This is a genomic window from Paracidovorax avenae ATCC 19860 (genome assembly GCF_000176855.2).
Classification (GTDB): Bacteria; Pseudomonadota; Gammaproteobacteria; order Burkholderiales; family Burkholderiaceae_C; genus Paracidovorax; species Paracidovorax avenae.
Window position 1 is genome coordinate 5351488 of sequence record NC_015138.1, and the last position, 13934, is coordinate 5365421.

The 13934-nt window shown below is 67.4% G+C and carries 15 protein-coding genes; 4 read left to right on the plus strand and 11 right to left on the minus strand.

Going from position 1 to position 13934, the window contains the following annotated elements; all coding sequences use genetic code 11:
• Positions 1-42: 42 nt before the first annotated feature.
• From ACAV_RS23205 to ACAV_RS23225, 5 genes are all read right to left on the minus strand, one after another.
• Positions 43-912 carry a hypothetical protein gene (locus ACAV_RS23205; protein ID WP_013597014.1) on the minus strand — a complete coding sequence of 290 codons (870 nt, stop codon included), beginning with the start codon at positions 910-912 and terminating at the stop codon, positions 43-45.
• Positions 909-1553, minus strand: a complete 645-nt coding sequence (locus tag ACAV_RS23210) for a protein kinase family protein (protein WP_157768811.1) — start codon at positions 1551-1553, stop codon at positions 909-911. Before ACAV_RS23210 ends, ACAV_RS23205 begins: the two co-directional genes overlap by 4 nt.
• 95 nt (positions 1554-1648) lie before the next feature.
• A complete protein-coding gene (locus tag ACAV_RS23215) occupies positions 1649-2953 on the minus strand; it encodes a restriction endonuclease subunit S (RefSeq protein ID WP_013597016.1) in 1305 nt (434 codons plus the stop codon).
• Positions 2943-4505 carry a type I restriction-modification system subunit M gene (locus ACAV_RS23220; protein WP_013597017.1) on the minus strand — a complete coding sequence of 521 codons (1563 nt, stop codon included), beginning with the start codon at positions 4503-4505 and terminating at the stop codon, positions 2943-2945. The genes ACAV_RS23215 and ACAV_RS23220 overlap by 11 nt, the downstream gene beginning before the upstream one ends.
• Before the next feature lie 95 nt (positions 4506-4600).
• Positions 4601-5512 (minus strand): LysR family transcriptional regulator, encoded by a 912-nt coding sequence (locus ACAV_RS23225; RefSeq protein WP_013597018.1) that lies wholly within the window; start codon positions 5510-5512, stop codon positions 4601-4603.
• Positions 5513-5592: 80 nt separating this feature from the next.
• On the opposite strand from ACAV_RS23225, the gene ACAV_RS23230 reads away from it, so the two are divergent.
• The 3 genes from ACAV_RS23230 to ACAV_RS23240 all read left to right on the plus strand — a co-directional run bounded on the left by ACAV_RS23230 (position 5593) and on the right by ACAV_RS23240 (position 8535).
• On the plus strand, positions 5593-6420 hold the full coding sequence (locus ACAV_RS23230; RefSeq protein ID WP_244875505.1) for an alpha/beta fold hydrolase: 828 nt from the start codon (positions 5593-5595) through the stop codon (positions 6418-6420).
• A gap of 61 nt (positions 6421-6481) precedes the next feature.
• Positions 6482-7495 carry a Bug family tripartite tricarboxylate transporter substrate binding protein gene (locus ACAV_RS23235; RefSeq protein ID WP_013597020.1) on the plus strand — a complete coding sequence of 338 codons (1014 nt, stop codon included), beginning with the start codon at positions 6482-6484 and terminating at the stop codon, positions 7493-7495.
• 47 nt (positions 7496-7542) lie between these two features.
• Positions 7543-8535: a MarR family winged helix-turn-helix transcriptional regulator gene (locus tag ACAV_RS23240; RefSeq protein WP_013597021.1), complete on the plus strand. Its 993-nt coding sequence runs from the start codon at positions 7543-7545 to the stop codon at positions 8533-8535.
• Here ACAV_RS23240 and ACAV_RS23245 read toward each other — a convergent pair.
• Positions 8532-9764, minus strand: a complete 1233-nt coding sequence (locus ACAV_RS23245) for a sensor domain-containing phosphodiesterase (protein ID WP_013597022.1) — start codon at positions 9762-9764, stop codon at positions 8532-8534. The two genes, ACAV_RS23240 and ACAV_RS23245, sit on opposite strands and share 4 nt — an antisense overlap.
• 96 nt (positions 9765-9860) lie before the next feature.
• The gene (locus ACAV_RS23250) at positions 9861-10793 is read right to left on the minus strand and encodes a LysR family transcriptional regulator (protein WP_013597023.1); all 933 of its coding nucleotides are present in this window, start codon (positions 10791-10793) and stop codon (positions 9861-9863) included.
• Positions 10794-10883: 90 nt separating this feature from the next.
• On the opposite strand from ACAV_RS23250, the gene ACAV_RS23255 reads away from it, so the two are divergent.
• A complete protein-coding gene (locus ACAV_RS23255; protein WP_013597024.1) occupies positions 10884-11813 on the plus strand; it encodes a DMT family transporter in 930 nt (309 codons plus the stop codon).
• Between the two features lie 13 nt (positions 11814-11826).
• On the opposite strand, the gene ACAV_RS23260 is transcribed toward ACAV_RS23255, so the two are convergent.
• The 4 genes from ACAV_RS23260 to ACAV_RS23275 all read right to left on the minus strand — a co-directional run bounded on the left by ACAV_RS23260 (position 11827) and on the right by ACAV_RS23275 (position 13921).
• Positions 11827-12207 carry a hypothetical protein gene (locus ACAV_RS23260; RefSeq protein WP_013597025.1) on the minus strand — a complete coding sequence of 127 codons (381 nt, stop codon included), beginning with the start codon at positions 12205-12207 and terminating at the stop codon, positions 11827-11829.
• A complete protein-coding gene (locus tag ACAV_RS25255; RefSeq protein ID WP_081463151.1) occupies positions 12204-12578 on the minus strand; it encodes a penicillin-insensitive murein endopeptidase in 375 nt (124 codons plus the stop codon). Before ACAV_RS25255 ends, ACAV_RS23260 begins: the two co-directional genes overlap by 4 nt.
• Positions 12579-12788: 210 nt before the next feature.
• On the minus strand, positions 12789-13463 hold the full coding sequence (locus ACAV_RS23270) for a DUF599 domain-containing protein (RefSeq protein ID WP_013597027.1): 675 nt from the start codon (positions 13461-13463) through the stop codon (positions 12789-12791).
• Positions 13464-13492: 29 nt separating this feature from the next.
• Positions 13493-13921, minus strand: a complete 429-nt coding sequence (locus ACAV_RS23275; protein ID WP_013597028.1) for a DUF6691 family protein — start codon at positions 13919-13921, stop codon at positions 13493-13495.
• Between the last annotated feature and the right edge of the window lie 13 nt (positions 13922-13934).

Sequence of the window (13934 nt, forward strand, 5' to 3'; positions counted from 1 at the left end):
TCGGCGAGTTGAACCAATCATTGGTTTTAAAATATTTATGTTTTAAAGCGCGCTCATCAAAGCATCGCAAGCAGCGGCATCCGTGTCCGTAGCCGCATAACGCACACTGAACTCGCTGGCTTCCAAACCCAGTTCTTCGGTGTAATCCTCGATTGCGCTACGCTCCTTGTCAGTCAGCGTCGGACTGTCTAGGGATGGGAAACCCAGCACCAGCAGCGCGGTGCGCCCACTGGCTCGCTGAGCAATGGATAGCTCAGCGATCAGTCCGCGCGCCATGCGAGCAGAGTTACGGACATTAGTAGGTTGCAACAAACCGAAATGAGCCGCCAAGCTGTCGGACAAAAAACCAAACCGTGTGGCTCGGCGCTTGCCAAGCAGATAGGCTTCTTTGTGAAAGTAGACCGCCAGATTGCTGTTACGCAGCAAGACCAGATCACGCACTCTGGTCGCAAATTGCCTGGCTGGTACCGCCTGCTCGCCACGCGCATCTGTCAACTCGGGCAGCTCGGCATCGGGCTCGGCCAACGTGCTCAGGCTGGAGCTCATCAGCTTGGCCACTTGAAGCAACTCAGCGTAGCTGTTCACATGGCTAGTTTCCAGTCCACCAAGATATAGGCCGCTGATGGGGAGACGGATATCATGAATGCCACCGACAGCGTCGGTTTGAGCCTGCATCAACTTGAACGCACGTTCCAGCAAGGTCTGAGCCTTCGCGCCAGCGCCTCCAAACAAAGTGATCAGCAGATCGGGACGCACAGTCAGCTCGGCCTTGGCGCGCCCGTCCCAGCAGGTCAGGAAGCCAACACAAATTCGCTCCCCGGTGAGCATCACGGGCTCCCAATAGATGGCACACCACTGGCCGGCGGTGATCGGCAGGGCGGGCACTTGATGGGTATCGGGCAAGGTGTTCATAGCAACCCCTTGATGGAAGCGGCCAGCGTTGGCAGCCGCGATGCAATCGCCTGCGCAAACGGATGGGCAAAGGCGGACACCAATGTCTGCGCGTTTATCTCTGCCACCGCAGCCGACTCTGCGCCCACAGGGAACGTCAGGGCCTGACTGACGGCGCTCGCCTCGATGTTGGCACAGGTGAGTACATCCGCGTAGAGAGAAATGAGCTGGTATGACTTGTGCCCTTGATAGGGGTGCAAACCCATGGTTCGACCGTGGTCGATAGCCCAGTAATCCTGCCCATCGGTCAGCAGGTTACCAGGATGGCGATCAGCATTGCGGATCAGCACGTCAAGCGCGATCAATCGCCCCAGGCCAATCCATTGCGACAATTCCTGCACCAAAGCCTGCAACTCGGGTGCAGCAGGCTGAACCGGATCAAGACAATACTGCTGCATCAGGTTGGGGCTGTGCAAATCGATGCTGGCAAACAAGGGCCGCCCCTGCTCATACACGATGCCACAAGGCGGCGTGGACACACTCAACGCATCGGCCAACAGGGCGCAAAAACACTCAGCGGCCATCTCCTCAAGAGGGCAATCTTTGACGACCACGCCACGCGGCACGCCAGCAAACATGGCCACTCCGCGACGGGCACCCATCACTCCCATCCTGATAGCCCGCGCACCAGGTTGCAACACACCCACCTGTATCCGACTCATGACCCCTCCCGATTGTTTGTTGTGTGCAGATGCTATCAGTGGGCAGTGAGCTCCGTCGCAAATTCATGGGCTTCGGGGAGGCGGAGTTGGCCGGAGATGAGGCGGGGGAGCAGGGTGTCTCGAATGTCACCCAAGTAGCGGGACTGCTCTTGATTGCCCCCTATCTGCGCAAGCAGATGGTTAGCCACGCCACCGAAAGCTTCACGCACCTTTCTAGGCGCAATCACGACCGGGGTCCCCGCAACCACTTCCGGCCTCACCGCCGGATATGCACCTCCATCGGCAAGATGGGCCAGACGCTCGATGGACTCCTCTCGGGTCGCAGCGATGTAGACCAATGCCTGATCAAAGAGATGGTGCGCTCGCAAAACGGCAAAGCCCGTGCTGCCTGTAAGCCCAGCCCGGTCCACTGAAATGCGGGCAAAAGACCCATTCCCAGGCCGAACGGTTCCAACGATGACATCGCCTTCACGCAGCACTCGGCGCGCACGACTGGGCGCATCGTCGAAACGGAACTCTGTAATACCCTCGATCTGATTCGCTTTGGTGTTCGCAAGATCCACGTACAAGATGCGGTCGGGATGATGCTTCGTACTCCAGCTTTCAGGGTTCAGTGCGGCAATGGAATCCAGTACGCCAACTTGCCACCCCTTCGGCACGATCCCCAACTCCGTCTCTTCCAACGCATCAGGGAACAGCGCGGCCGTGGCCTCGTCCATGCCTTCGGGGGCGCGGCCTGCCATCTTGGCGCGCACGGGGTCGAAATCGACGAACCACGACTTGAATAGGGCCTGGGCGATGGCTTCGAGAGTGGCGTTGGTTTCGCGCAGGAGAGTGATGCGGTCGTCGAGCGGACGCAATGCTGCAGACACCGTGCGCTGCACCTCAAGGCAGGGCGCTTCGAGGAAAATTTGACCAAACGCTGACTTGTTCAGAATTGGCTGCGCGGAGCCACCGGCAAGGCTGCGAATCTCATCCTTCCGCAGGCTCAGGTTGTAATAGACAAACTCAGGGCAGAAGCGCGATTCGTCAACCAAAATCGCATTGATCTGCTGATTGGTAACGCATTGAGAGGCAGCAATTGCGGCCTTACCCATGTCTGAGCCTATGCATGTCACCAACACGCTGCGAGGCGGTATCAGGCTACCTTTGACTGACTGCGCTCCAGCCTCGGAAATACTGCGAACGGTCTTAGTGATCCACTTGCTCCCTGTGAAGTCGGGAGGAGACACAAACGGCACGTCGTCACCATCGAAAGCGGGAACACCACTCTTTGGTGTCTTTCCCGTAACTAGCCGCCCGACTTCTTGAAGGCGATAAGTTCTCCACTCAGAACTCATACCCCAGCCCCCCTAGCTTCTGCCGAATCAGCGCATCCAGCTCCGCGCCCTTGGCCATCTGCTCGCCCAGCTTCTCGGTGAGCTTCTGCATCTTCTCGGCAAAGGCCTCATCGTCGTTTTCCACGGCTTCGGCGCCCACGTAGCGGCCCGGGGTCAGCACATGGCCGTGCTGCGCAATCTCAGGCAACGGCACGCTGCGGCAGAAGCCCGGTACGTCTGCATAGGTGGTGATGGTGGCGCCCGCCTCCACCTCGCCACGCCAGGCAGCCACGGTCTCAGCAATGCGGGCTATTGCCGCATCGTCCAGCTCGGCCTGCACGCGTGAAATCATCTTGCCGAGCTTGCGGGCGTCGATGAACAGCACCTCGCCCTTGCGCTTCTTTCTTTGGCTAAGGAACCACAGGCAGGCCGGGATCTGGGTGTTGAAGAACAACTGCCCCGGCAGGGCGACCATCACCTCCACCACGTCGGCATCGACCATGGCGGCGCGGATCACGCCTTCGTTGTTCTGGCTGCTGGACATCGAGCCATTGGCCAGCACAATGCCGGCACGGCCCGTGGGCTTGAGGTGGTGCAGCATGTGCTGCAGCCACGCGTAGTTGGCGTTGCCTTGCGGCGGGTCGCCGTAGTGCCAGCGGGCATCGCCTGCCAGGCTGCCATGCCACCAGTCGCTGATGTTGAACGGCGGGTTGGCCAGGATGTAGTCGGCCCGCAGGTCGGGGTGCTGGTTGTGGGTGAAGGTGTCGGCGGGCTCTCTTCCCAGGTTGAAGTCGATGCCGCGGATGGCCAGGTTCATGGCGGCCAGGCGCCAGGTGGTGGGGTTGGCCTCCTGCCCGTAGATGGACACGTCGCCCAGCTTGCCGCCGTGGGCTTCGATGAATTTCTCGGACTGCACGAACATGCCGCCCGAGCCGCAGCAGGGGTCGTACACCTTGCCGTGGTGCGGGGCCAGCACGGCCACCAGGGTCTTGACGATGCTGGCGGGCGTGTAGAACTGCCCGCCCCGCTTGCCTTCGGCGCTGGCGAACATGCCCAGAAAGTATTCGTACACCTGGCCCAGCACGTCGCGGGCCACGGCGGGGTCGGTGCCGAAGCCGATGGTCGAGACCAGGTCCACCAGTTCGCCCAGCTTGCCGCCGGGCAATTGCGCGCGGGCATAGCGTTTGTCGAGGATGCCCTTGAGCTTGGGGTTCTCGGCTTCGATCAGACCCAGGGCGTCATCGATGTGTTTGCCGATGGTGGTCTGCTTGGCTGCGGCGCGGATGGCCTCCCAGCGGGCGGCTTCGGGCACCCAGAACACGTTGGCCGAGGTGTAGTAGTCGCGGTCTTCGAGCTCGGCGGCGATGTCTTCGTCGCTGGCATCGCCGTAGAAGTATTCGTCGTCGGGGTCGCGCAGGCGCGCGGCCAGTTCGGCGGTGCGGGCGGTGAAGGTGTCCGAGATGTACTTGAGGAAGATAAGGCCGAGCACCAGGTGCTTGTATTCGGCAGCGTCCATGTTGGCGCGCAGCTTGTCGGCGGTGGCCCAGAGGGTCTTCTTGATGTCGTCGAGCATGTGTCCCGAGGGCTGGATTCGTTATTGGTTGACGGTAAGGGGGCAAGGAGGGTTGCCCAACTTGCCGATCTTAGTTGGCAGCCCGGGGCGGAATGTCAGACCGCCCGCAGGGCCTCCGCATGCGCCAGCAACCGCTCGCGCATCGCCTGCGCGGCCGGGCTGAGCGACTGGCCCGCCAGGCGCAGGATGCCCAGCCGCCGCTCGCGCCGGGGCGCCACCAGGGGCACGAAGGCCAGCCGGTCGGCCAGCATGGCCGGCACGCCCAGGCGGGCCAGCACGGTCACGCCCACGTTGGCGTCGAGCAGCGCCAGCATGGTCAGCATGGTGCTGACCTGCATCACCGGCGCCTGCAGCCAGCGGGCCTCCTCCGGCCAGGCGGCCAGCTGGTGGTGGGCGGTGGTGCCCAGCAGGGGCAGGCCCTGCAGTTCGTCCCAGCGCAGCTGGCGGCGCCGCGCCAGCGGGTGGCGGCGGCTGCACACCAGGCCGAAGGCATCGTCCACCAGCGGCTCGAACGCGATCTCCGGTGCTTCCGACACCAGGCTGCCCACGCCGAAATCCACCTCGCCATCCCGCACCATGCGCTCCACGTTGCGCGAGTTGTCGTCCAGCAGGCGCACGGCCACGCCCGGATGGTCCCGCAGGTAGCCGCTCACCAGGCCCGGCAGCCAGTTGCCGGCCACGGCGGCGATGGCCGCCACGGTGAGCGTGCCCCGGTCCTTGCGCACGAAGGCCGACACCGCCGCGGCCGTGCGGTCGTGGTGGAGCACCAGTTCGCGCAGGAAGGGCAGGCACTGGCGGCCCAGGGGCGTCAGTACCGAGCGCCGGCCCGGCTCCAGCAGCGCGCCGCCCAGGCGCTCCTCCAGCGCCTGGATGGACTTGGTGATGGCCGGCTGCGTGCGGAAGGCCTTGTCCGCCGCCGCCTGGAAGCCGCCATGCTCGGCCACGAGCAGGAAATGGCGCACCTGGGTGACCGGCAGGTCGGGCAGCAGCGGGTACGGAGAAGCCATGGCAGTCGATTCCTCTTGCTCATCAACGGATGAAAATTATTCTTTATCCACATCGGCGGCGGCTGCCTACGATGGCCGCCATGCCCCCGCTTCCCGTGTCCCGCCCCCACCCCATCGATGCCCCCGGAGCGCCGCCCCTTCCGCCCGCGGCCATGGATGCGGTGGACTGGTGCGCGCTGCGCGGGCCGCTGCTCGTGGCCCTGCCCGGCGCCGGCTGCTCGCCCGCCGTGTTCGGGCGCCTGCACGCTCCGGGCTGGACCGTGCAGCCCGTGGACTGGGCCGAACCGCCCCGCAGTCCGCATTCCTGCGAACCGCGCGCAGTGGCGCGGCGCCTGGCCGACGCCCTGCGCCCGCGCGTGCAGGACGGGGATGCCGGGCCGGTGGTCCTGCTGGGCTATTCCGTGGGCGGGGTGCTGGCCCTGCTGACCGCGCTGCAGCCCGGGCTGCCGGTGGCGGGCGTGGTGGCGGGCAATACCGGCGCGCACAGCAGCCGCCATGGCGACCCAGGCTTCGCCCGCCGGGTGCGCGAAGGCTGGACCGCGGAGGCCCGGCGGGATTTCCTGCGCACCTGCTTCGCCCGCACGCCGCCGGCCATGCTTTTCGCGCAGTTGTGCGCCTATCTGGACAGCCTGGCGCCCGAGGCGCTGCTGCAGAGCGTCGAGGGCCTGCGCGCCGTGGACCTGCGTCCCCTGCTGCCCTCGCTGCACTGCCCGGCACTCGTGTTGCACGGGGAACGGGACGTGCGCCGCAGCGTGGCCGATGCCGAGGAACTGGCGGCTTGCCTGCCCTCGGCGCAGTTGCGGTTGCTGCCTGGCGGCCACACACCCATGGTGGACTGCCTGCCGCAGTACCTGCAGGCACTCCACCCGTTCCTGGCCGCGCTCGCCCACCAGCCGGCACAGGCGTGACACACGCGCCGCCATCCGCTCGCCCCCCCCATTCCAAGACCAGCCCCCAGGAGACATTCCCATGCGCCGTACCGCCCCTCACACCCCGCCGCTGCCCCGGCGCCGCGCCCTGCTGCGCGGCCTGGCCTGCCTGCCGCTCGCCCCGCTGGCCCTGCCCGCCGCCCGCGCGGCGGACGCCCCGTGGCCGGGCGGCCGCCCCATCAGCCTGATCGTGCCCTCCGCGGCGGGCGGTGCGGCAGACTTCGTGGCGCGCACCTTCGCCAGCCACGTGCCCCGCACCCTGCCGCAGGCCAACGTGGTGGTGGACAACCGCCCGGGTGCCGCAGGCATCCTGGGCGCGCTGGCCGCCAAGGCCGCGCCGCCGGACGGCTACACCTTCCTGCTCACCAGCAATTCCACGCACGCTGCCAACGTCAGCCTGTACCGCAACCTGCGCTACGACCCGCTGAAGGACTTCGTGCAGGTGGGCATGTTCGGCCGCTTCAGCTCCGTGCTGCTGGTGCGCTCCGACGCGCCCTACCGCAGCCTCGAGGAGTTGGTGGCGGCGGCGCGCGCCCGCCCCGGCACGCTGAACTACGGCTACTACAGCTCTTCCTCCCAGGTACCGGCCGAACTGCTGCGCGTGCTCGCCCATCTGCGCTACCAGGGGGTTTCGTACAAGTCGGTAACGCAGATCCTGACGGACCTCATCGGCGGGCAGCTGGATTTCGTGTTCATCGACACGCTCTCGGCCGCACCCGCGCTGCAGAACGACCGGCTGCGCCCGATCGCCGTCACCAGCCCCCGGCCGCTGCCGTCGCTGCCCCAGGTGCCGCCCGCCAGCGCCGCCGTGCCCGGCCTGGAGTTGCAGGGCTGGTTCGGCCTGGCCGCGCCGGCCGGCACGCCGGCCGCGGCCGTCGAGGGCATGGGCCGCGCGCTGCAGCAGGCCATGGCCGACCCCTCGGTGCAGCAGGCCTACGCCGCGCGTGGCTTCGAGAACGCATGGCGCTCCGGGCCGGACCTGCAGCGATTCATCCAGGAAGACATCCGCCGCTGGGCGCAGTGGGTGGAGATGGCGGGGATCGAACGCATGTAGGCGGGTCTTCCAATTGGTTGTACGATACAACCAATCGGAGCCCATCCATGTCCACCCCTCCCGCACTGGTCGAAGAACTCCGCGCCGCATCCCGCGCCCTGGTGCGTGCCCTCGGTTTCATGGGGGGCGATTTCGCGGGCACCGATCTCTCGCCTTCCGCGGTGCACGCCCTGATCGAGATCGGGCAGGACGGCGGACGGCTGACGGCGCGCGACCTGGGCGAGCGCCTGCGGCTGGAGAAATCCAGCGTGAGCCGCATGCTGCGCAAGCTGGTGGCCTCGGGCGACGTGCGGGAAACGGCCGGTGCGCAGGACGGGCGCGTGAAGCAACTGGCGCTGACCGCGCGCGGCCGGCGACGGGTGGCGGACATCCACGCGTTCGCGCGGGCACAGGTAGTCGGCGCCCTGGGGCACCTGGGGCCGGGGGAGGACCGCGCCGTGCTCGAAGGCGTGCGCCTGTATGCCGCCGCGCTGGCCCGGGTGGGCCAGGACGGGCGCGAAGAGGCCCCTCGGCCTCCACAGCCACCGCATCCACGGCCCGCGGTGGCCTTGTGCTCGGGCTACCGCCCCGGGTTGATCGCCCGTGTCACCGAAATGCATGCGCTCTTCTATGCGCGCGAGGCGGGTTTCGGCCAGCGGTTCGAATCCGTGGTGGCGGGCGGCCTGGCGGAGTTCTGCGGCCGGCTGGACACCCAGGATCCATCCCCCAACGCCGTGTGGACGGCGGAGGTGGACGGACGGATCGCCGGCTCGGTGGCCATCGACGGCGAAGACCTCGGCCCGGGCACTGCCCACTTGCGCTGGTTCATCGTGGATGACGGGGTGCGCGGCGGTGGCGTCGGCCGCCAGTTGCTGGCGGCCGCCCTCGCGTTCGTGGACGCCCGGCCGGCCTTCGCCGAAACGCACCTGTGGACCTTCAGCGGCCTGCACGCTGCACGCCGCCTGTACGAGGCGCAGGGTTTCACCTGCGTGGAGGAGCGTCCGGGAAGCCAGTGGGGGCGGGAAGTGCTGGAGCAGCGCTTCGTGCGGCGGCGCGCCTAGGCACCGGCCCCCCGGGCAGCCAGCACGGCATCCTGCAGCGCCAGGGGCCGGGCCAGGTAATAGCCCTGGGCGAAGTCCACGCCCAATCGGCCCAGGGTCTCCAGTTCGGCGGCCTCTTCCACCCCTTCGGCAACGATCTGGCTGCCGATCTCGTGCGCGAAGCTGATCAGCCCCTTGGCCAGCGCCCGCCGGTGGATGTCGCGGTCGATGGAGTGCGTGATGCTCATGTCGAGCTTGATGATCTCGGGCTGCAGCTGGAGGATGTGGCGCATGCTGCAATAGCCTGCCCCCGCATCGTCCACGGCCAGGCGGGCACCCTGTGCGCGCAGCGGCTGCAGGGCCTCGGCCAGGGCAGCGTAGTCGTTCACGGAGGCATGCTCTGTCACCTCCAGCACCACGCGGGACAGGTCGGTACCGTCATCCAGCAGCGACTGCAACCTGCCCGAAAGGATGAAGTCCGGCGAGCAGTTCACGTTGAACGGGACATCGGCGGGAAAGCACGCCAGCGACGCCAGGGCACGGCGGATGGCATGCAACTCCAGGTCCATGCCCAGCCCCACGCTGTGGGCCGCGCTGAACCACTGGTCCGGCGGTCGCAGGGGCTCCACGTCGAACCGGGACAGGCATTCGAAACTGTGGAGGCTGCGCCGCGCCAGGTCATAGACGGGCTGGAACACGATGCGCAGGTGGCCGCCCTGCATCGCCGTACGGATGACGCGCGCGACGGCCTCCTGCTCCTTCTCGCGCCGGGCCGCCGCGTCGAAATAGAAGCCGAGGAATTCGGCGAAAGCACGCAGCACGTCCATGTCCCGCTCGGCCAGCGAAGCGACGGGCGCGTGGCTGAAGCAGCACAGCGTACCGAACAGGCGCTTGTCCTCCAGCACGATGGGCGTGCTGAGGTGCGAGCCGATGGGGATGGACTTCGTCTCCGGAATCTCCAGGGCCGCCGGCACGCGGGATGTGTCGGGGATGTATTCCGGCAATTCGCCCCGGATCACCTTCAGGCAGTACCCGCTGCCGAGCGGAATCACCTGCCCGGGCCGGAGCACGCAGGGTGCCTCGCCATCCACGTAGTCGAGCACGCGGTCGCTCTCCTGGAAGCGGGAGATGAACGCGACATCCATCGACAGATGCCGGCGGACGACCTGCAGGACGCGCTCGAGCCCGGTGGCGCTGACGGAATGCTCGAAGAACGGTGCCAGCGGGTCGGAGTAGGTGGTCGTTGCCATATCACTCCTTTGTTGCCTGCACAGCCCTTTGCGGCGCTGCGCAGCCCTCTCTCGCCGTAGTTTACGGGCGATCCCTATCCGATAGCCATCCTTGATTCATGGAGGTGCCAGTTCGGCGACCAGGTGGTCGATCAGCGCCCGCAGCTTGGGCGCGGTATGGCGGGACGCGGGAAACACCAGGTAGGCGATTCCCTGGTAATGGCTGTCCACGGTCCAGCCGGGCAGCACGCGCACCACCCGCCCGTCCTGCAGCGCGTCGCCCGCCACGAAATCCGGCACGCAGCCCACGCCCAGCCCCGCCTCGATCGCCGCGAGGCGCATCTCGCTGTGGTTGACCGTATAGCGGCCGGTGACCTGCACCTCCACCACGCCGTCGCCGCGGCGGCCGTCGCCGTCGCGGACGAAGCGCCAGCGGCTGTCGCCCGCCTGCTCGCCGAGCGGCAGGCAGCTGTGGCTGGCAAGGTCCTCGGGGCGTCGCACGGCCCCGCGCGCGGCGAGATAGCCCGGGCTGGCGAGCACCCATTGCCGCACCGGCATCAGCGCGCGGGCCGCCATGCCCTGCGGCGGATCGTCGGTCATGCGGACGACGAGGTCGATGTCCTCGCGCAGGGCATCCACCGGCCGGTCGAGCACCAGCAGGTGCAGGTCCACCTCCGGATGCAGGCGCAGGAAGGACAGCAGGGGCCCGTGCAGCACATGGCGCGCGAAGGCCTTGGGCGCACTGAGGCGCACCAGCCCCCGGGGCGCACCGACATGGCCTTCGGCGGCCTGCAGGGTGGCCCGGGCCTCGGCCACCATGGCCCGCCCGCGTTCCAGCACCTCCAGCCCGGCCTCCGTCAGCCGCAGCTGCCGGGTCGTGCGCTGCAGCAGGGAGACGCCCAGGGTCTTCTCCAGGCGCGCCACCTGCCGGCTCACGGCGGAAGGTGTCAGCCCATGCCGGCGCGCGGCCGCGGAGAAGCTGCCGGCCTCTGCCACGCGGACGAAGGCCACGAGTTCCACCATCACCTCGAGGGCGTCATCTGTTCTCACCGGGCACAGCTCCTGTTCTGCCGCACAGTCTAGTCAATGCCCGGCAGCGCGGCGAACAATCCCGGCACACAGGACCCCAGGAGCACAGGCATGCAGGCAAGCGGCATCCGCGTTGACGGAAACATCGGTGCGCGGCGCATGCCGCGGTTCGGCGCCACCGAGGCGCTGCTGCTCCTGGTGGCCGTGATCTGGGGCGGCAGCTACAGCGCTGCCAAGACCGCCACCGCCCAGGTGCCCGTGCTGCAGTTCCTGGTGCTGCGCTTCGGCCTCACCTTCCTGCTCCTGCTGCCGGCACTGCGCGGGCTGGCCGTGCCGGGCTGGCGCGCGGCGCTCGCCGGTGCATCGGTGCTGGGCCTGAACCTGCTGGCGATCTTCGTGTGCGAGACCTTCGGCGTCTCGCTGACCACGGCATCGAACGCGGCCTTCCTGATCAGCCTCTGCGTGGCCTTCACGCCGCTGTGCGAATGGTGGCTGCTCAGGGAACGGCCCGGCCGCGCCGTGCTGTCGGCCGCCGCGCTGTCGCTGCTGGGCGCCGGGCTGCTGGCTTTCCAGCACGGCGGGGTCTCCGGACTCGCCTGGGGAGACGGCCTGATGGTGCTCGCGGCCTTCCTGCGCGGCGCGATGGTCTGCCTCACGCCCCGCCACGGCCGGCGGCACGGACTGCCCGCGCTCACCGTGACCGCGGTGCAGATGGGCGTGATGGCCCTGGGCTCGGCGGCCCTGATGCTCGCGGTGCAGGGCCCCGCCTGGCCGCCCCTGCCGCGCACCGCGCCGTTCTGGGGGGCCATGGCGTTCCTGGTGCTGCTGTGCACGCTGTTCGCGTTCTTCGTGCAGAACCACGCGGCATCGCGCACCAGCCCCTCGCGCGTGGCCCTGCTCATGGGCAGCGAGCCGCTGTGGGGCGCCCTCATCGCCATGCTGTGGATGGGCGAGCGCATGACGGTCCAGGGCTGGATCGGCGGGCTGCTGATCGTCGGGGCGGCCTGGTGGGTCACGCGCAGGACCGCAGACAACGCCTGAAGTCCGGGGCCCCTCAGCAGATGTGGCCGGCCTGGCTCCTGCCGCTTTTCAGGTCGAATCCCACGTAGCAGGTGTGCTTTCCGGACCGGGTCCGGTAGCAGGTCAGGTCGTTCTTCTGCCGCATCCTCTCGCCGGGTTCGGAAGGGCACAGGTTGGGGGTGTCTCGCTCCATCTGTTCGAAGATCTGGCGGGCAGCATCCTTGTCGATCCGGATGGCAAGGCTGGAACCGGATTTCCCAGCAGGCCGGGGCTCGCCCAGCGCCCCGGAATAGACCTCATAGGCGCCTGCAAGCGGCTTGTATTGGAACTGCCATTCTTCGCCTGCGGCGAGGACCGCCTGGCAGAAAAGCGCGATAAAAAGCAGAGGCAATAGCCTTCCCAGGGATCGGATCATCCATGCACCTCGATATGCAGATGGTCGTCATGCCCCGCGAGAGGGTGGACCCGGGGGATGCGGCCGTCATTGAAGAATACTGTCCGGACCATTCCAGTGGACTGGAAGCATGCCACGAGTCTGGCGGTGGCCTGCCGGTCATAGTCAGGGCTGCCGTGCTTCACAGGAAGCTGCCGGCCATCTTTCCGGAGCGGGCGGATGTCGACCTGCAGCCCGTTACGGTGGCTGTGGTGCGGGCTGAACGTTGCACCGCCAGCCAGACTGATGTTTCCGACGCCGAAGCGTCGGTGGTCCATCAACGCCCATTTGCGCCCCGCAGCCAGGAGAAAATTCAGGAGCTGAGGGTGGCAATACTGGCCGGCTCCGTGCATGGGCGTACCATAGTTTTAATAACCGCCCTCTTCCGGATTTTGCGGAAGCATCCAGTAATTTCTATCGTCCTGAGGTAGTGCCATTTTCACGAGCCTGCAACGGCTGAATGGAAAGGCCCTTGATCTTATGGCTCAACCTCTGCAAGTTAATTCAAATAATCTTATTTTTCATTAATCATCGAATAATTGATGATGCGTAAATCGCCCCACCTACGCCACTGCGTGCGGCGCATCCCACCACATCAACCCCGCTACCCAGAGAACGGCCACGAGCACGCCTGCGAGCGGATGGAGCAGGCCGGCGGTGACCGGCACGCCGAGGAGGAGCCAGCGCAGGCCGCGGCTGTAGAAGAGTCCGGCCTGGCGAAGATGGTCCTGGCCCGTGGGGGTCCAGCGCTGGCGCGCCGGGGAGCCGACGGGCATGCCGGCCACGAAGCCCGCGTGGTGGTAGTGGCGCACGGCCGCCACCAGGGCGGTGAGCGAAGCGCAGAGCAGTACCAGCAGCGCCAACTCCAGCAGGGCGGAAGCCACCACTGGGGCGTCAGGCGCCGGAGTGGCCGCTCCCTGCAGCAGGGCATGCAGCGACGGCGCGGCGATGCCGACGGTGCCCATCAGCCCCAGCATGGCGGTGGAGGCGGCCATGGTGGCCGACATGATCGCGTTGCGCAGCGTCTGCACCGCCAGGATTTCGGAGCCGGGCTGGGCGGAGACGGCATCGAGCCAATCGGCACGCAGATGCGCGTGGGCCCCGCGGGCCCGGGAGAACGGGCGATGCCGCGCTGCAGCGGAGGACCAGGCCTCGTAGGCCAGCGGAATGCCCAGGGTGGCCAGGGCGCCGGCCCAGACAGGCAGGGAGCATGGCAGGAAGATGCCAGGCAGCGTCATGTTCAGGAGGCTCCGCGGGATGCAATGCGTCAGGGCCGATGGCGCAGGCGCTCCAGCAGTTCGAACAGCGCCATGCCGGCCAGCATGGCCGCCACGAAGACCACCGCTCCGCGCAGGCCCATGCCCACCCCCACCAGGGCCGGGCCCGGGCAGAAGCCCGCCAGGCCCCAGCCCGCACCGAACAGCAGCGCCCCCCCGATCAGCCGCGCATCCAGCCCCCGAGCCGTGGGCCACTGCAGCGGCGCCCCGCCCAGCAGCGTGCGGCCCCGCCGCCGCGCGATGGTGAACGCCACCAGGGCAACGGCGACGGCGCCCGCCATCACGAAGGCCAGCGAGGGGTTCCACAGGCCCGCCACGTCCAGGAAACCCAGCACGCGCGCCGGATCGGCCATGCCCGAGACGATCAGCCCCAGGCCGAAAACCAGGCCCACGGCCAGGGCCGCCAGGATATTTGCCATCATTCGCTCCTTG